General features: G+C 66.4%; 15 protein-coding genes. 7 read left to right on the plus strand and 8 right to left on the minus strand.

Features of this window, described 5'->3' with window-relative positions; translation table 11 throughout:
• The first annotated feature begins 163 nt into the window (after positions 1-163).
• Positions 164-2,419 carry an IPTL-CTERM sorting domain-containing protein gene (locus PO605_RS14750; RefSeq protein WP_231574455.1) on the plus strand — a complete coding sequence of 752 codons (2,256 nt, stop codon included), beginning with the start codon at positions 164-166 and terminating at the stop codon, positions 2,417-2,419.
• Between the two features lie 124 nt (positions 2,420-2,543).
• Positions 2,544-3,491, plus strand: a complete 948-nt coding sequence (locus tag PO605_RS14755; RefSeq protein WP_016445753.1) for a bestrophin family protein — start codon at positions 2,544-2,546, stop codon at positions 3,489-3,491.
• A gap of 102 nt (positions 3,492-3,593) precedes the next feature.
• On the opposite strand, the gene PO605_RS14760 is transcribed toward PO605_RS14755, so the two are convergent.
• The 3 genes from PO605_RS14760 to PO605_RS14770 all read right to left on the minus strand — a co-directional run bounded on the left by PO605_RS14760 (position 3,594) and on the right by PO605_RS14770 (position 6,750).
• A complete protein-coding gene (locus tag PO605_RS14760; protein WP_047472758.1) occupies positions 3,594-4,709 on the minus strand; it encodes an acyl-CoA dehydrogenase family protein in 1,116 nt (371 codons plus the stop codon).
• Positions 4,710-4,778: 69 nt separating this feature from the next.
• Positions 4,779-5,960, minus strand: coding sequence for an acyl-CoA dehydrogenase family protein (locus PO605_RS14765; protein WP_017405188.1), 1,182 nt, complete (start codon positions 5,958-5,960; stop codon positions 4,779-4,781).
• Positions 5,961-6,069: 109 nt separating this feature from the next.
• Entirely contained in the window at positions 6,070-6,750 is a 681-nt protein-coding gene (locus tag PO605_RS14770) for a YceH family protein (protein WP_016445756.1), read from the minus strand.
• A gap of 96 nt (positions 6,751-6,846) precedes the next feature.
• Here PO605_RS14770 and purN point away from each other — a divergent pair, with 96 nt between their 5' ends.
• Positions 6,847-7,425: a phosphoribosylglycinamide formyltransferase gene (gene purN / locus PO605_RS14775; protein ID WP_016445757.1), complete on the plus strand. Its 579-nt coding sequence runs from the start codon at positions 6,847-6,849 to the stop codon at positions 7,423-7,425.
• 7 nt (positions 7,426-7,432) lie between these two features.
• Here the strand turns inward: purN and PO605_RS14780 are convergent, their stop codons facing one another.
• Positions 7,433-7,705, minus strand: coding sequence for a DUF1653 domain-containing protein (locus PO605_RS14780; protein WP_016445758.1), 273 nt, complete (start codon positions 7,703-7,705; stop codon positions 7,433-7,435).
• Between the two features lie 92 nt (positions 7,706-7,797).
• Here PO605_RS14780 and PO605_RS14785 point away from each other — a divergent pair, with 92 nt between their 5' ends.
• Together PO605_RS14785 and PO605_RS14790 are read left to right on the plus strand one after the other, a co-directional pair.
• A complete protein-coding gene (locus PO605_RS14785) occupies positions 7,798-9,126 on the plus strand; it encodes an RsmB/NOP family class I SAM-dependent RNA methyltransferase (RefSeq protein ID WP_047472756.1) in 1,329 nt (442 codons plus the stop codon).
• A 116-nt stretch (positions 9,127-9,242) separates the two neighbouring features.
• Entirely contained in the window at positions 9,243-10,466 is a 1,224-nt protein-coding gene (locus PO605_RS14790) for a DesA family fatty acid desaturase (protein WP_016451099.1), read from the plus strand.
• On the opposite strand, the gene PO605_RS14795 is transcribed toward PO605_RS14790, so the two are convergent.
• A complete protein-coding gene (locus PO605_RS14795) occupies positions 10,441-10,809 on the minus strand; it encodes a hypothetical protein (protein ID WP_016445761.1) in 369 nt (122 codons plus the stop codon). The two genes, PO605_RS14790 and PO605_RS14795, sit on opposite strands and share 26 nt — an antisense overlap.
• 211 nt (positions 10,810-11,020) lie before the next feature.
• Here PO605_RS14795 and PO605_RS14800 point away from each other — a divergent pair, with 211 nt between their 5' ends.
• A complete protein-coding gene (locus tag PO605_RS14800; protein WP_016451100.1) occupies positions 11,021-12,505 on the plus strand; it encodes an aminotransferase-like domain-containing protein in 1,485 nt (494 codons plus the stop codon).
• A gap of 66 nt (positions 12,506-12,571) precedes the next feature.
• On the opposite strand, the gene rpmG is transcribed toward PO605_RS14800, so the two are convergent.
• The 3 genes from rpmG to trxB all read right to left on the minus strand — a co-directional run bounded on the left by rpmG (position 12,572) and on the right by trxB (position 14,218).
• Positions 12,572-12,742 carry a 50S ribosomal protein L33 gene (rpmG, locus tag PO605_RS14805; RefSeq protein WP_012207164.1) on the minus strand — a complete coding sequence of 57 codons (171 nt, stop codon included), beginning with the start codon at positions 12,740-12,742 and terminating at the stop codon, positions 12,572-12,574.
• Positions 12,743-12,762: 20 nt separating this feature from the next.
• Positions 12,763-12,996: a 50S ribosomal protein L28 gene (gene rpmB / locus PO605_RS14810; protein ID WP_012207163.1), complete on the minus strand. Its 234-nt coding sequence runs from the start codon at positions 12,994-12,996 to the stop codon at positions 12,763-12,765.
• A 268-nt stretch (positions 12,997-13,264) separates the two neighbouring features.
• Positions 13,265-14,218: a thioredoxin-disulfide reductase gene (gene trxB / locus PO605_RS14815; protein WP_016445763.1), complete on the minus strand. Its 954-nt coding sequence runs from the start codon at positions 14,216-14,218 to the stop codon at positions 13,265-13,267.
• 260 nt (positions 14,219-14,478) lie between these two features.
• Here trxB and PO605_RS14820 point away from each other — a divergent pair, with 260 nt between their 5' ends.
• Positions 14,479-16,842, plus strand: coding sequence for a DNA translocase FtsK (locus tag PO605_RS14820; protein ID WP_016445764.1), 2,364 nt, complete (start codon positions 14,479-14,481; stop codon positions 16,840-16,842).
• Positions 16,843-16,847 lie beyond the last annotated feature (5 nt).

Consider the following 16,847-nt stretch of genomic DNA (forward strand, 5'->3'; position numbering starts at 1 on the left):
GGCCTGGAGGCAGGCCAGAAGTCTGGTTGCAGCCGGCACCCTGGCAATGGTGAGTGCAGTTGCGCAGGCGGCATTTCTGAATGGGGACTTCGAGGCAGGGGACCTGACTGGCTGGACCCCCCAGGCCTGGACCAACAATGGCACCCAGGCCAATCCGAAGCGCTTGAGCGAGTTGCGCCTGCAGCCACCTGGCACCAAGTCCCATCTGGTCGAAATCGCCAGCGGCTCGGAAGGCGCTGCAGACGAAGTCCTGTTCCGGGGTGACGCCGGCCAGTCCGCCCTCAAACTGACTTTGGCAGGCTCCCACTCTGCCCGCATCAACCTCAAGGCGAACAGCGCCACCCCAGCCAGCAACGTGATACCTCGGTCCAGCAAGGTCACGGGGGGACTCGCCGGCTGGACCCAGCAGGTCAATACGGCAAGTTCCATCACCCAGGAAGTGACGCTGACTGCAGATGACATCGACCAGGACGGCAAGATCCACATCCGATTTGTCGCGGCGCCCGTGCTTGAGTACGCCAGCAATCACGGAGGCGAGGATCGCCCCTACTTTGCCATCTCGCTGGTCAAGACCTATGACGCCCAGACCTCCACGGATCTGACGGGCTCACCCCAGGAGTTGTTCTTCAAATACCACTACGGCGGCGAGCCGGGAGCACCCTGGAAGGCCTTTACCGACAAGGGCGGTGCCATCCAGAACTATACCGACCCCCAGGCCTACGATGTCGCTCCTGGCAATGCCTACCTGCGGGTAGGCGACAAGGTCAGGCTGCAGGCCGTGGCCTCGGCCTGCAGTGCCGGTGGCCACGCAGGCCATCTGTACGTTGACAACTTCGGCACGACCCTGCCCAAGACCCTGTGGATCAGCGCGTCCGGGCCTGTCAGCGCGCCCAAGGCGGACGGCACGGAGATCACCTACACCTATACCTATACGAACAACGGCAGCACCCCGGTGAACAACGTGAAGGTCACGCCCGCCATGCCCGTGGGCACGGATGCGGGCATCAGTCCGACCACGTTCGTGTCGCTGGCCGGCGACGGCGGCGCTTGCACGGCCCCGGCCGTGGGCAGTTCAGATCCTGCACAGTGCGACTTTGGGACCCTGGCTCCCGGGCAGTCGGGCACGTTCACGATGACCGTGAAGGTTCCTGCGGGCACGCCGTCAGACCAGATCAACAACGGCAACTACACCATCGGAGGCGACCTGACCTCGACCCTGCTCGGTGCCATGGTGCAGACCCAATTGCTGGCTCCCGCGGCGAGCAGCGACATGGTGCCTGATGTCTCCGGACTCCCGCCCACCGCCGTGGTCGGCGTCCCCTACACCGGCAGCTTCTCCTGCAAGAACGATGGTGCAGCCAGCGCAGGCCAGGCCATCTGCGATGCCTCCGGTCTGCCCCCTGGCGTGACGGCAGGCCAATGCACGATAGACGGCGCGGCCTGGATGCAGCCCGCCGTGGTGCCTGCGGGCAAGACGGTGGTCTGCCAGGTCTCCGGCACACCGACGGGTCCAGGCGGCAGCTCGACGGTCACGGTGACCACGGGCGGCGACAACGATCTGACCCCGGGCAACAACACGGCCACGTCGAACATCGCGGTCACCACAACGCCGGACATGCAGATCAATCTGAGCGGACTGCCCTCCACCTCGCCGCTGAACATTCCTTATAGCGGCAGCTTCACCTGCAGCAACCAGGGCCTGGCCAACGCCGTGAGCGGCACCTCCTGCGCCGTCACCGGCCTGCCGGCTGGCGTGACGCAAGGCGCATGCTCCATCAGCCCCGGCAATGCCGCGTGGGTGGCGGGCAATGCGGTGCCGGTGGGAGCCACGGTCACCTGCCAGGTGAGCGGTACGCCCACAGCCGCAGGTTCGTCCACGGTCACGGGCACCACGGGCGCAACGGATGATTCGAATGCGGCAAACAACACCGCGACCATGAATGTGTCCACCGTTGCAGTGCCCGACATGGGCGTCGATCTGAGCGGCCTGCCGACCGCGTTCACTGCCGGCACGCCCTACAGCGGCAGTTTTGTCTGCAAGAACCAGGGCTCGGCCGATGCATCGGCAGGGACCTCGTGCGCAGTCACGGGACTGCCGCCTGGCGTCAGCCAGGGCGCTTGCCGCATCAGCCCCTCCAATGCAGCCTGGTCCGCAGGGGATGCCGTGCCTGCGGGCGCCAGCGTGACCTGCACGGTCAGCGGAACGCCCAGCTCCGTGGGGGCGGTGGCACTGACGGGCAGCACCGGTGCGACCGGAGATGCCAACCCGGCCAACAACACGGCTTCCCGCGCGGTGGCCGTGGCCGTATCGCCCGCCTCCATCCCCACCCTCTCCGAATGGGGCCTGATCCTGATGTCCGGCTTGATGGGCATCATGGGCTGGGGCATGGTGCGCCGCCGCCGCTTCAACGCGCTGTGACCGGCAACCGGTCGTGACGCAGGGCGCCCTTCGGGGCGCCTTTTTTTTGGTTCGGAGCATGGCCGCAGCCCATTGACATGCTCAATATGTGATCGAATAAGGGTTTATACCTATCATTCGCCCCATGATCGTCCGTGATCGCCCCGCCGGCCTCAGGCTGTTTCTGATTTTGCGGGGCTCGGTGCTCCAGCGCATCCAGGTCACGCTGCTCGTGAACATCGTGTTTGCCGCCATCATCACCCTGGTGCACGGCAATCTCTTCGACGTGAAGATCACGGTGACGCCCATCCCCTTCACGCTGATCGGCCTGCCGCTGGCCATCTTCCTGGGCTTTCGCAACAACACCGCCTACGACCGCTACTGGGAAGGGCGCAAGCTCTGGGGAGAGATGGTGATCTGCGCGCGCACGCTGGCGCGCCAGTGCCAGAGCCTGATTGCGCTGGACACGGTGCCCGATCCCCGGCGCCGCGACAGCGACGTGCGCGTGCGCATGGTGCACCGGGCTGTTGCCTTCGCGCATTCGCTGCGGTCCCAGCTGCGGGGCCTGCACGACGATGCCGAAGCCGGCCGCTGGCTCGTGGACAGGGAATGGCGCCAAATCCAGGCCCTGCCGCTGGAGCAGCGCTGCGACGCACTGATGATGTCCATGGGGCATGACCTGGCGCAGTGTGTGCGCCGTGGCGAGATGGAACCCTGCCTGGCCGCGTCCATGGACAAGACCTTCACACGCATGACGGCCGCTGCCGCCTCGTGCGAGCGCATACGCAACACGCCCATGCCGTTCTCGTATGCGCTGCTGCTGCACCGCACGGCCTATATGTACTGCTTTCTGCTGCCGTTCGGCCTGGTGGACACGACCGGGTTCATGACGCCTTTCGTCGTGGCCATCGTGGCCTACACCTTCTATGGGCTCGACGCCCTTGGCGATGAACTCGAAGAGCCCTTTGGCCTGGAGAGCAACGACCTGCCGCTGGACACCATCTGCCGCTCCATCGAGATCAGCCTGGGCCGCACGCTGGGCGAGACGGATCTGCCCGCGCCGCTCAGGCCCGAGGGCTACAGGCTGACCTGAGGCGGCGGGCAAGCATGGGAAAAAGCAAAGGCCCATGAAAAGCCCATGAAAAAGCCCCGCAGTTTCCTGCGGGGCCTGGTGGTCTGAAGCGGGACCCGAGGCTCAGGCAAACACGCCGGCCGTGTCCTGCATCTTCCCGGACACGATGCCCAGATGGTGCAGCGTGTCCCCGCCCGTCATCTCCATCTGCGTCAGGCGCTTGAAGTAGTGGCTGCCTGCGTACTCGTCGGTCACGCCGATGCCGCCGTGCAGCTGCACCGACTGCTGGCCCACATAGCGCAGCGACTGGCCCAGCTGGACCTTGGCGCGCGCGATGGCCACGTGGCGCTCCGCCTCGGGCGTGTTCATCTTGAGGCTGGCGTAGTAGCTCATGGAGCGGGCCAGCTCCAGCTGCATCTTCATGTCCGCCACGCGGTGGCGCAGGGCCTGGAAGCTGGCGATCACCGTGTTGAACTGCTTGCGCTGGTTCATGTACTCGGTGGTGAGCTTCAGTGTCTGCTCCATGGCGCCCACGCCTTCGGCGCACAGGGCGGCGTTGGCCACGTCCTGGGCCAGTGTCAGGGCGGCCAGGCCATCGGTCGTCACCAGCGTGGCGGGGGCCGCCTGGCAGCGCAGCTCGGCGGCGCGGCTGCCATCCTGGGTCCGGTAGCCCTGGGTGCTGACGCCGCTGGCGCCGCGCTCCACCAGGAAGAGGGCGATCTTGCCGTCCAGCTGGGCCGGCACCAGGAAGGCATCGGCCGCGTCGCCTGCGGGCACCACGCTCTTGGTGGCATCCACCGTGTAGCCGCTGCCGCTCTTGCCGGCCGTGGCCGCGCAGACGTCGAGCCGGTAACGGGCCTGGCGCTCCTGGTGTGCCAGCACGACCAGGGCCTCGCCGCTGGCCACGCGCGGCAGCCACTGGCCGGCCACGGTGGCGTCGGCATGCTGGCCGAGCACGCTGGATGCCACGAAGGCCTGTGCCAACGGCTCCATCACCAGGCCGCGGCCCAGCTCTTCCATCACCACCATCACGTCGGTGGCGCTCTGGCCCAGGCCGCCGTGCTCCTCGGGCACGGTCAGTGCCGTCAGGCCCAGTTCGGCCAGCTCGCCCCAGGCCTCGCGCGAGAAGCCGCCCGCCTCGACGATGGAGCGGCGGCGCTCGAAGGTGTAGCCCTTGTCCACCCAGCGGCGCACCGCGTCGCGCAGTTGCTGCTGGTCATCCGAAAAATCAAAGTCCATTTTCTGTCTCCCGAAGCTGATCGAAGCGCGTCCGGCGCACTTCTGGGGTCAGCGAAACTCCAGCCAAAATCAGCCCAGCACCGTCTGAGCGACGATGTTTCTCTGGACCTCGTTGGAGCCGCCGTAGATCGTCGTCTTGCGCATGTTGAAATAGGTCGACGCCAGCGGCGCGTTGTCCGCCACGCCGCCGGGGAAGTCGCCCTGCCAGCCGGCTTCCATGGCTTCTTCGATGAAGGGCAGGCTGAAGGGGCCTGCGGCCAGCATCATCAGCTCGGAGTAGCGCTGCTGGATTTCACTGCCCTTGATCTTGAGCAGGCCGGCGATGTCCAGCGGGTTCTTGCCCGATTTCTCGGCCGACAGCACGCGCAGCACCAGCATCTCCAGCGCCACCACGTCGACTTCGAGCTTGGCGATCTCGTCGCGGAAACGCTGGTCCTCATAGACGCCTTCGGCCTTGGCGATGCGCTTGAGGCGTTCCAGCTCGCGCTTGGCGCGGTTCACGTCGGCGATGTTGGTACGCTCGTGGCTGAGCAGGTGCTTGGCGTAGGTCCAGCCCTTGTTCTCCTCGCCGATCAGGTTCTCGGCCGGCACTTCCACATTGTCGAAGAAGACCTCGTTGACCTCGCACTCGCCGTCCAGCAGCTTGATCGGGCGCACGGTCACGCCAGGGCTCTTCATGTCCACCAGCAGGAAGCTGATGCCGGTCTGGGGCTTGCCCTCGTTGCTGGTGCGCACCAGGCAGAAGATCCATTCGCCGTACTGGCCCAGCGTGGTCCAGGTCTTCTGGCCGTTGACGATGTACTTGTCGCCCACGCGCTCGGCGCGGGTCTTGACGCTGGCCAGGTCCGAGCCCGAGCCCGGCTCCGAGTAGCCCTGGCTCCACCACACTTCGCCGCTGGCAATGCCGGGCAGAAAGCGCTGCTGCTGCTCGGGCGTGCCGTAGGCCATGATCACGGGCGCCACCATCACGGGGCCGAAGGGAATGATGCGCGGCGCGCAGGCCAGGGCACATTCCTCCTCGAACAGGTGCTTTTGCACGGCGTTCCAGCCGGGTCCGCCGAACTGCTTGGGCCAGCCGTAGCCCAGCCAGCCTTTCTTGCCAAGAATCTTGGCCCAGTTCTGCAGGTCGTCGCGCGTCAGGCGCAGCGAATGGCGCACCTTGTGCGCGATGTCCTGGGGCAGGTTGGCCCGCACCCAGGCGCGGACTTCCTCGCGAAAGGACTGTTCTTCAGGGGTAAATGCCAGGTCCATGGACTGTGTCTCCTTCAATCCCGGCTTTTGTAGCACGCGCGTTCTTTTTTGAACTGTCCAGGGCGTGACAACCTATGGCAATCCCTGATGGCTTCACGGCCGCCGGATATCAGGCAGGCTGATCGGGTTCTTCCAGACCCAGCTGGGCGTAGACATGTGCCAGACGTGCCTGCAGCTGGCGTACCTGGGCTTCCAGATCGACCACGCGCTGGGCCAGGGCATCGCCGCGTGCGCCTGCTGCCGCAGGGGCCGAGGCGATCGCGTTCACGTCCACGGGGCCGCACAGCAGATGGGCCCAGCGTTGTTCGCGTGCGCCGGGCGCGCGGGGCAGCAGGACGACCAGCGGGCCGCCTTTTTCCTCGCTGCGCTCGCGCAGCTCTTCCAGGAAGGCTTCGACCGAGGAGATGTCGGCAAAGCGGTGCCAGCGCTCGGAGTTGATGCGCAGCTCGCCAGCCGTCTGCGGGCCGCGCAGCATCAGCAGGGACAGCAGCACGGCGCTCTGGTCGGGCACACCCACGCCGCGCGGGAAGTTGTGTTCCCAGCGCGTGGCGCGTGCGCTGCTGATCTGCACGGACATGGTGCGCAGGCGCAGGCTGTCCAGCGCTTCCTGGGCTTCGCCCTCGCTGACTTCCATCACCGGATCGCGGCTGCTTTTCTGGTTGCAGCCCGTCACCAGTGCGTTGAGCGTGAGCGGGTAGCTGTCGGGCACGGTACGCGCCTTCTCCATCAGGGTGGCCAGCACGCGGGCTTCGACGGCGGTCAAGGGGGTGGAGCGGGGATCGAATGGCATGGGTCTGAGGGCAAGAGGTGACAAGGCCCGGCAGGGCCATGGGCCTTGCCGGGGCTGGCGCAGGCCGCGCGGCCCGCGGTGCGACAATCGCCGCCCATGAAAAATATCGTGATCCTGATCTCGGGCGGCGGCTCGAACATGGCTGCCATTGTGCGTGCTTCGCAGCAACAGGACTGGGCGCGGCGTTATGGCGCCCGCGTGGCCGCCGTGGTCAGCAACAAGGCCGAGGCTTCGGGCCTGGTTTTCGCGCGCGAGCAGGGCATTGCCACCGAGGTGCTGGACCACCGCCCGTTCCCCAGTCGCGAGGCCTTCGACGCCGAGCTGGCCCAGGTGATCGACCGGCACGCGCCCGCGCTGGTCGTGCTTGCCGGCTTCATGCGCATCCTCACGCCGGGCTTCGTTGCGCATTACGAAGGTCGCATGATCAACATCCACCCCTCGCTGCTGCCCGCCTTCACGGGCCTGCACACGCACCAGCGGGCCATCGATGCAGGCTGCCGCTTCGCCGGCTGCACCGTGCACCGCGTGACGGCCGAGCTGGATGTGGGCCCCATCCTGGAGCAGGCCGTGGTGCCCGTGCTGCCCGGCGACACGGCCCAGGCACTGGCCGCGCGCGTGCTGGTGCAGGAGCACATCATCTACCCGCGCGCCGTGGCGCAGTTGATGCGGGGCTAGGGTCTGCTCACAGGCCTTCGCTCTGAAAGGCCTGCTGCTCCACTTCGGGGCAGCGTGCAAAGCGGGGCTGCTCCACGCCGTTGATGACCACGGTTTCGTTGAACATGGCGGCCGGCCGCACCCACAGGCCGCGCTCGCCGTAGAGCGCGCGGTACAGGGTCATGGACTCGCGCGTTTCGCTGTGGCGCACGGTGGCAAGCACCTCGTAGGGAGCGCCCTTGTAGTGGCGGTACAGGCCCGGGGGCGTGGCAATCAGAGGGGGCAGGTCGTCATCGGTCATGGGGCGCCATGGTAGCCGTGCCAGCCCGGCGTTGCTCCGGGTTCCGACCTGCGCCCCTCTCGGATTTGCAAGGCAGTGGGACAATCGCGGCCATGCATCCCAAACAGCTTCTCGACGCCTGCGCCGAACTGGTCAAGCGCACCCTGACTTTCGAACACCCGGCCGACGCCGTGGTGTCACGCTTTTTCCGTGAAAACCGCAACCTGGGCCCGCGCGAGCGCGCTGCGCTGGCCGAGACCGCCTACACCGTGCTGCGCAAGAAGCTGCTTTTTGAGAGCCTGGCGCGTTCTGGCAGCGGCTCGCGTGAGCGCAGGCTGGCCATTTTGGGCTTTGCCCACAGCCAGGAGGCACTGGCCCGCGTGGCTGGCAAGACCGAGCAAGGTGTCAAGGACGCACGCAGCTTCGTGCGCGCCGCGCTGTCGCCGCAGGAGCTGCAATGGCTGGACGCCTGCGAGGCCGTGCGTCCCGACGAACTGATGGAGCCGCACCGCCACAACCTTCCCGAATGGCTGGTCGCGCCGCTACAGCAGCAACTGGGCGATGACTTCTGGGCCTTTGCCCAGAGCATGGAACAGGCCGCGCCGCTGGATCTGCGCGTCAATGCGCTGAACGCCAAGCGTGCCGATGTGCAAAAGGAACTGGCCGATGCCGGCATCGCCGCCGAAGCCACGCCTTACTCGCCCTGGGGCCTGCGTGTGCAGGGCAAGCCGGCGCTGGCCCGGATGGACGCTTTCACGCGCGGTGCCATCGAGGTGCAGGACGAAGGCTCGCAACTGCTGGCGCTGATGCTCGATGCCAAGCGCGGCGAAATGGTGGTCGATTTTTGTGCAGGCGCAGGCGGCAAGACCCTGGCCATTGGTGCTTCGATGCGCAGCACGGGGCGTCTGTACGCCTTCGATGTCTCGGGCCACCGGCTCGAGGCCCTGAAGCCGCGCCTGGCGCGCTCGGGCCTGTCGAACGTGCACCCCGCGGCCATCGCCCACGAGCGCGACGACCGCGTCAAGCGCCTGGCCGGAAAGATCGACCGCGTGCTGGTCGATGCGCCCTGCTCGGGCCTGGGCACGCTGCGCCGCAACCCCGACCTCAAGTGGCGCCAGTCGGCCAAGGCCATTGAGGAGCTCACGCAAAAGCAGGCGGCCATCCTGGCCAGTGCTGCGCGGCTGGTCAAGCCGGGCGGGCGCCTGGTCTATGCCACCTGTTCGGTCCTGCCCCAGGAAAACGAAGCCATCGCCGACGCCTTTGCATCGGAGCACTCTGACTTCGTGGCCATGGATGCCGGAGAACTTCTGGCCCAGCTCAAGGTGGAGCGGGGCGATGTGCTGTGCAGCGGCGGCGAGACCGGCACGCAGTACCTGCGCCTGTGGCCCCAGCGCCATGAGACGGACGGGTTTTTCGCCGCCGTTTGGACCCGGAAGCCGTAACTTGCAGACGCAATAAGCTGTAAATCGCGGGAGATTGCCGAACGCCTTCACGGGGGGCTCGCCTAAAATTGAGGCATCGGTGCCACTGGGCGCCGGCTTTGGCAAAGGCTTGGGTCATGTCTGTGGATTTCGCGTCGGTTTGGAATATTGCCCTGGACTGGATGGCCCATGGCCTGTGGCAGCTGTCGTGGTGGCAGCTGCTGCTGTATGCCCTGGTCACCACCCACGTCACGATTGCGGGCGTCACCATCTTCCTTCACCGCTGCCAGGCCCATCGTTCGCTGGACCTGGGGCCGGTGCCCTCGCATTTCTTCCGGTTCTGGTTGTGGTTGGGCACGGGCATGGTCACCAAGGAGTGGGTGGCCATCCACCGCAAGCACCACGCCAAGTGCGAAACCGAGGACGATCCCCACAGCCCGCAAACGCGCGGGCTGGATACCGTGATGCGCCAGGGCGCGGAGCTGTACCGCGAAGAGGCCAAGAACGCCGAGACGCTCAGGAAGTTCGGCCACGGCACGCCCGACGACTGGATCGAGCGCCATCTCTACAGCCGGCATTCGATCTGGGGTCCTTCTCTGATGCTGGTCATCAACGTGCTGCTGTTCGGCGCCATCGGACTGACCATCTGGGCCGTGCAGATGGCCTGGATTCCGTTCTGGGCTGCCGGCGTGGTCAACGGCCTGGGCCATTTCTGGGGCTATCGCAACTTCGAGGCCCAGGACGCCAGCACCAACCTCGTGCCCTGGGGCCTGGTCATCGGCGGTGAGGAACTGCATAACAACCACCACACCTATCCGACCTCGGCCAAGTTCTCGGTCAAGCGCTATGAGTTCGATGTGGGCTGGGCCTACATCCGGGCGATGCAGGCGGTCGGCTGGGCCAAGGTCAAGAAAACGCCGCCCAGGCTGGTCATGGGCGCCATCAAGCCTGTGGCCGACGAAAAGACGCTGGAGGCCGTGATCGCCAACCGCTACGAGGTCATGGCTCGCTATGCGCGCGGCGTGCGTGCCGCCGTGCAGTTCGAACTCGATGCGCTCAAGCAGCGCAAGGCGCAGCAGGCCGACCTGTCCTTGCTCAGGACGGCGCGCCGCTGGCTGCACCGCGATGCCGACAAGGTGCCCGCCCAGGCGCAGGACCAGCTGGCCCAGGCGCGCGCCGCCCATCCCGTGCTGGACCAGATGCTGGTCATGCGCGAGGAGCTGCGCCAGCTGTGGCTCAACACCTCGCTGTCGCGCGAGCAGCTGACGGCCCATCTGCAGGCCTGGTGCCATCGCGCCGAGGCCAGCGGCATTGCCGCGCTCAAGGAGTTCTCGGTCAAGCTGCGCGCTGCCCACGCCTGAAGCTGCGAAGCCAGCCGGCAAGCGTCCATTCCCGGGGCCGCATCTTCTCTTCGGAGGCGATGCGGCTTTTTGCTGCGGGGTTCGGCTGCAGTTCCAGACCTGCCGTGGCCTGGGACACGGAGCGGACTCTTATCCGCAGGTCCGCGCCTGCGCGCCAGCCCTGGCCCGGCTGCAGCCTGAGGGTCAGCCCCGGCGCTGCATCGGCCCAGGCCTGCTGCGGGACGCTGATTTCCAGGCTGCCCTGGCGGCAGAACAGCTCGCAGCCCTCCTGCATGGACAGATACAGGTCGTTTCCGGGGGCGAGATGGCGCAGTTCGAAAGAGCGGGTGTGGGCATTGTGCATGGGTCGGTGTCCTGTAGTTCCAGGCCCCAAGCGTAGGCATTCGGCCCTCTTTGGCACAGGCACAGCCTATGGTTTGTTGCGCCGCAGCAGTGCAGGCAGTCCATGTTCTGTTCTGCTGCATGACCTGATGATCTGTATCTGTTGCGTAACAGCGCTTTGAGACAAGATCTCGGTCAAGCACTTCCATCCCCAGCCGTTTTCCATCCTGCCCATGACCGCCGCAAGCGCCGCCCCCACCCTGTACCGCCGCCTGGCGGCCGACTACAGCCTGGCCATGGAGATGGGCACGCTCAAGGCGGGCGAGCGCATGCCTTCCGTGCGCGAACTGATGCGCCGCCACGAGGTCAGCCTGTCCACGGCGCTGCAGACGCTGCGGCATCTGGAGGATCTGGGCCAGCTCGAGGCCCGCCCGCGCGTGGGCTACTTCGTTCGCGATGCCCGGCCTGCAGGGCTGGCGCCTGCCAGCGAACCGGATCTGAGCCAGCCCGTGCAGCCGTTGCCACAACAGCACTTTGCGGGCATCAATGAGCACATCTCGCTCATGCTGGAGCGCGGCCGCCAGGCCGATGTGCAGGTGGACCTGGGCGGTGCCACGCCGCCGCCGGAACTGTTCGATCGCGGCTACCTGAACCAGGCGGCTGCCCGGCTGCTGCGCGAGCAGCCCGACCTGTTGGTGCTGGGGCGTTCCATGATGGGCAGCCACCCTGATTTCCAGCGGGCCATGGCGCGGCGCGCGCTGGCGGCGGGCATCCATGTCGCACCGGCCGATGTGCTGGCGACCACGGGCAATTCCGAGGCCGTGAGCCTGGCGCTGGCCGCCGTGGCCTCGCCCGGCGACGTGGTGGCCGTGGAGTCGCCGACCTATTACGGCCTGCTGCAGGTGGTGGAGTCGCTGCAGATGCAGGCGCTGGAGATTCCCTGCAGCCCGCGCACCGGCCTGTCCCTCGAGGCACTGGAGCTGGCCCTGCAGACCCAGCCCCGGCTGAAGGCCGTGGTGGTCGTGCCCGAGCTGCAGATGCCGCTGGGCACGCGCATTCCCGATGAACACAAGGCCAGACTGGTCGAGCTGTGCGCCGCCCACGGCGTGGCGCTGATCGAGGACGACTCCTACGGCCTGTTCGTGGAAAGCAGCCAGCCCGTGCGCCCCATCAAGGCCTGGGACCGCCTGCCGGGACATGTGATCTATTGCGAGGCCTTCAACAAGAGCATGGCGCCAGGCCTGCGCCAGGGCTGGATGAACGCCGGCCAGTGGCATGGCCGTGTGCAGATGCTCAAGTTCGCGCGCAGCCGGGGGACCCAGACCCTGGCCCAGTTGCTGGCGGCCGCCTGCGTGGGCTCGCCCGCGCATCTGCGCAATCTGCAGCGCCTGAAGCAGCAGCTGCGGCGCCAGCGCGAGGGCATGGCGCAGCTGGTGGCGCGCTTTTTCCCGTTGGGAACGCGGCTGAGCCTGCCGCCCGGCGGGCTCAGCCTGTGGCTGGAGCTTCCGGCTGGCGTGTCCACGTCCGCGCTGTTCACGCAGGCGCTGGCGCGCGGCATACGCACGGCGCCGGGCAGCATGTTCTCCAACTCGGGCCGCTACGAGCACTGCATGCGCCTGGGCTGCACCCTGCCCGTGGATGGCGTGGTCGAGCAGGCCTGCCGCGATCTCGGCGCCATGGCCTGCGCGCAGCTGGGCCAGCCCGCGCGCCACGGGTGAGGGACGCAAAAAAACCGCCGGGCTTGCGCCGGGCGGTTTCTTTGTCGGTACCAGGGACAGGCTGAATTACTTCAGCTTGATTTCCTTGTACGTGACGTGCTTGCGAGCCTTGGGATCAAACTTCATGATCGCCATCTTCTCGGGCATTGTCTTCTTGTTCTTGGTCGTGGTGTAGAAGTGGCCGGTTCCTGCAGTGGATTCCAGCTTGATCTTTTCGCGTCCGCCTTTAGCAGCCATGGTGTTTCTCCTTGAGGGATTTAGGCTTGGCCACGGGCACGCAGGTCTGCGAGCACGGAGTCGATACCGTTCTTGTCGATCAGGCGCAGAGCAGCGCTGGAAACGCGCAGGCGCACCCAACGGTTTTCGCTCTCAACCCAGAAACGGCGGTATTGCAGGTTGGGCAGGAAACGACGCTTGGTCTTGTTGTTGGCGTGGGAAACGTTGTTTCCCACCATGGGCTTCTTGCCCGTTACTTCACATACGCGTGCCATGAGGACACTCCGATAGTTGTACAGCCGCCGACGCTGATGCCCTGCATTTGCTGCAGGGCCTGCCGGCAACCTCACCTCGCCATAAAGGGTGGCGGTAACCCCATCGCTGAAAGTGTTCTGGCCATGCAAGCAAGGCGCGCTTCAAATTCAGCAAAGCCACGGATTATAGCGTCTTCATGAGAAAAGCCCCTGGGCCAGCCAATCACGGCGGCAGCCAGGGGCTTTTGCCGCCCTGCACGAGGGCAGGGCGGGCGGGATGGCCTCCCGCTTATTCCTGCTCGAGGAAGCGCTGGGCGTCCAGCGCGGCCATGCAGCCCGTGCCGGCGCTGGTGATGGCCTGGCGGTAGACATGGTCCTGCACGTCGCCGGCCGCGAACACGCCGGGCACGCTGGTCTGGGTGGCGAAGCCCTTGAGGCCGCCCTGGGTGATGATGTAGCCGGTCTCGTCCATCTCCAGGTGGCCCTTGAAGATCTCGGTGTTGGGCGCGTGGCCGATGGCGATGAAGCAGCCCTGCAGCTGGATGTCCTCGGCATGGCCATCCTGGGTGCTCTTGATGCGGATGCCGGTCACGCCGGACTGGTCGCCCAGCACCTCGTCGAGCACGAAGTGGGTCTTGAGTTCGATCTTGCCGGCACGGACCTTGTCCATGAGCTTGTCCACGAGGATGGGCTCGGCCTTGAACTTGTCGCGGCGGTGCACCAGGGTGACCTTGCTGGCGATGTTGGACAGGTACAGGGCTTCCTCGACGGCGGTGTTGCCGCCGCCGACCACGCACACGGGCTGCTCGCGGTAGAAGAAACCGTCGCAGGTGGCGCAGCCCGAGACGCCGCGGCCCATGAAGGCCTCTTCGGAGGGCAGGCCCAGGTACTTGGCCGAGGCGCCCGTGGCAATGATCAGGCTGTCGCAGGTGTAGGTGCCCGAGTCGCCGGTCAGCGTGAACGGACGCTTGGAGAAATCGACGCTGTGGATGTGGTCGAACACCACCTGGGTCTTGAAGCGCTCTGCGTGCTCCAGGAAGCGCTGCATCAGTTCGGGGCCCTGTACGCCGTTCACGTCCGCAGGCCAGTTGTCCACTTCCGTCGTCGTCATCAGCTGGCCACCTTGGGCCATGCCGGTCACCAGCAGCGGGTTGAGGTTGGCGCGCGCGGCGTAGATGGCGGCCGTGTAGCCGGCAGGGCCGGAGCCGAGGATCAGGACTTTGGCGTGTTGCGTAGAAGACATGGATGCAGTTCTTGAAAAAGGCGCACGCCGGCAGTCGGCGTGCAGAAAAAAGATACATCGGGCACAGCCATGGAGTATCGCTCCGCAGCCGGGTTCCCGTTGCCATGCGGATCAATGGCCCGGATTGTCAAAAATGATCGACATGGCGCCGTCATGCAGCGGCGTCATGTTCTGTTGCAAGTGCTTGCATTACGCTAGCAGGCCGTCCTGGCTGTTTTTGCGGCCAGCCCGAGGGGGCTGGGGTAAGCTCCCGCCTGCGTATGACCTACTCATTGAACGCTCTGAACGCTTCCACATCCGCCAAGGGCAAATCCAAGTCTGCGGCGCGCCCCGGCATGGTGGCGCGCTTCGGTCATGAAATGCTGCTGTTGGCGGGGCTGCTGGCCCTGGTGTTCTGGCTTGCCTCCATGCTCAGCTACTCGCCCCAGGATCCAGCGTGGTCCACCTCCGGGGCGGGACACGCGCGCCTGGTCGCCAACTGGATGGGCCGCGTCGGAGCCTGGCTGGCCGACGCCTGCTATTTCGGCTTCGGCATGTCGGTCTGGTGGCTGGTGCTGGCCTCGGTGCAGACCTGGATGTCTTCCTTCGCCCGCTGGCTGCGGGGCGGCGTGCCCCGCGATGGCGTGCAACTGCCGCCGCTGTGGCGCCGGCGCCTGCGTTTCTGGGGTGGCCTGCTGCTGCTGCTGGGCGCAAGCTGCGCGCTGGAATGGACGCGGCTGTACCGCTTCGAGAGCGTGCTGCCAGGCCCTGCCGGCGGCGTCTTTGGCTACATGCTGGGCTACCACAGCCTGCAATGGCTGGGCTTCATGGGTTCGGGCCTGATCGGCATCTGCGTGGCCGTGATCGGCCTGGCCATGGTGTTCCGCTTTTCCTGGGGGCATCTGGCCGAATCCATGGGCGCACGCCTGGATGGATGGGTGCATTTCCTCTTCGCGCGCCGCGAGAAGGCCCGGGACGAGGCCGCAGGCCGCCGTGCCGCGCGCGAGCGCGAAGAGGTGTTGCAGGAAGAGCGCACGGAAAGCGCCGTGCAGCACCCGCAGCCCGTGCAGATCATCGAGCCCGTGCTGCAGGAGGCGGCGGCCCCCAGCGTGCGCGTGGTCAAGGAGCGCCAGAAGCCGCTGTTCTCCGAATTGCCCGACAGCAAGCTGCCCCAGGTGGACCTGCTCGATGCGGCGCAGCAGCGCCAGGAAAGCGTCTCGCCCGAGACGCTGGAGATGACCAGCCGGCTGATCGAAAAGCGCCTCAAGGACTTTGGCGTGGAAGTGCATGTGGTGGCCGCCATGCCCGGCCCCGTGATCACGCGCTACGAGATCGAACCGGCCACGGGTGTCAAGGGCTCGCAGATCGTGAACCTGGCCAAGGATCTGGCGCGCTCGCTGTCCCTGGTGTCCATCCGCGTGATCGAGACGATCCCCGGCAAGAACTTCATGGCACTGGAGCTGCCCAATGCCAAGCGCCAGTCCATCCGCCTGTCCGAGGTGCTGGGCTCGCAGGTCTACCACGATGCCAAGAGCATGCTGACCATGGGCCTGGGCAAGGACATCGTGGGCAACCCGGTGGTGGCCGATCTGGCCAAGATGCCGCACGTGCTGGTCGCCGGCACCACGGGTTCGGGCAAGTCGGTGGGGATCAACGCCATGATCCTGTCGCTGCTGTACAAGGCCGAGGCCCGCGATGTGCGCCTGCTGATGATCGACCCCAAGATGCTGGAAATGTCGGTCTACGAAGGCATTCCTCACCTGCTGTGCCCCGTGGTCACCGACATGAAGCAGGCCGCCAATGGCCTGAACTGGTGCGTGGCCGAGATGGAGCGCCGCTACAAGCTCATGAGCAAGCTGGGCGTGCGCAATCTGGCGGGCTACAACACCAAGATCGACGAGGCCAAGGCGCGCGAGGAATCTATTCCCAACCCCTTCAGCCTCACGCCCGAGGAGCCCGAGCCGCTGCAGCGCCTGCCGCACATCGTCATCGTCATCGACGAGCTGGCCGACCTGATGATGGTGGTCGGCAAGAAGATCGAGGAGCTGATCGCGCGCCTGGCCCAGAAGGCCCGCGCGGCCGGCATCCACCTGATCCTGGCCACCCAGCGCCCCAGCGTGGACGTGATCACCGGCCTGATCAAGGCCAACATTCCCACGCGCATCGCCTTCCAGGTCAGCAGCAAGATCGACAGCCGCACCGTGCTCGACCAGATGGGTGCCGAGTCCCTGCTGGGCATGGGCGACATGCTCTACATGGCCAGCGGCACGGGCCTGCCCGTGCGCGTGCACGGCGCCTTTGTGTCCGACGAGGAAGTGCACCGCGTCGTGGGCTACCTCAAGGAGCAGGGCGAGGCCGACTATATCGAGGGTGTGCTCGAAGGCGGCACGGCCGAGGGCGACAGCGAGTTCGGCGCGGAGTCCGGCGACGGTGGCAACGGCGAGAAGGATCCCATGTACGACCAGGCCGTGGAAGTGGTGCTCAAGGACCGCAAGGCCAGCATCTCGTATGTGCAGCGCAAGCTCAGGATTGGTTACAACCGCTCGGCCCGCCTGCTGGAAGATATGGAAAAGGCGGGCCTGGTCAGCGGTCTCACGGCCAGCGGGCAGCGCGAAGTGCTGGTGCCGGCGCGCGCCGGGGAATGAGCCCG

The organism is Delftia sp. DT-2, assembly GCF_028401915.1.
GTDB classification, from domain to species: Bacteria; Pseudomonadota; Gammaproteobacteria; order Burkholderiales; family Burkholderiaceae_C; genus Comamonas; species Comamonas tsuruhatensis.

Coding starts and splice junctions, on each gene's coding strand:
- PO605_RS14755 (WP_016445753.1), top strand. CDS start 2,544: ATGATCGTCCGTGATCGCCCCGCCGGCCTCAGGCTGTTTCTGATTTTG.
- PO605_RS14760 (WP_047472758.1), bottom strand. CDS start 4,709: ATGGACTTTGATTTTTCGGATGACCAGCAGCAACTGCGCGACGCGGTG.
- PO605_RS14765 (WP_017405188.1), bottom strand. CDS start 5,960: ATGGACCTGGCATTTACCCCTGAAGAACAGTCCTTTCGCGAGGAAGTC.
- PO605_RS14770 (WP_016445756.1), bottom strand. CDS start 6,750: ATGCCATTCGATCCCCGCTCCACCCCCTTGACCGCCGTCGAAGCCCGC.
- purN (WP_016445757.1), top strand. CDS start 6,847: ATGAAAAATATCGTGATCCTGATCTCGGGCGGCGGCTCGAACATGGCT.
- PO605_RS14780 (WP_016445758.1), bottom strand. CDS start 7,705: ATGACCGATGACGACCTGCCCCCTCTGATTGCCACGCCCCCGGGCCTG.
- PO605_RS14785 (WP_047472756.1), top strand. CDS start 7,798: ATGCATCCCAAACAGCTTCTCGACGCCTGCGCCGAACTGGTCAAGCGC.
- PO605_RS14790 (WP_016451099.1), top strand. CDS start 9,243: ATGTCTGTGGATTTCGCGTCGGTTTGGAATATTGCCCTGGACTGGATG.
- PO605_RS14795 (WP_016445761.1), bottom strand. CDS start 10,809: ATGCACAATGCCCACACCCGCTCTTTCGAACTGCGCCATCTCGCCCCC.
- PO605_RS14800 (WP_016451100.1), top strand. CDS start 11,021: ATGACCGCCGCAAGCGCCGCCCCCACCCTGTACCGCCGCCTGGCGGCC.
- rpmG (WP_012207164.1), bottom strand. CDS start 12,742: ATGGCTGCTAAAGGCGGACGCGAAAAGATCAAGCTGGAATCCACTGCA.
- rpmB (WP_012207163.1), bottom strand. CDS start 12,996: ATGGCACGCGTATGTGAAGTAACGGGCAAGAAGCCCATGGTGGGAAAC.
- trxB (WP_016445763.1), bottom strand. CDS start 14,218: ATGTCTTCTACGCAACACGCCAAAGTCCTGATCCTCGGCTCCGGCCCT.
- PO605_RS14820 (WP_016445764.1), top strand. CDS start 14,479: ATGACCTACTCATTGAACGCTCTGAACGCTTCCACATCCGCCAAGGGC.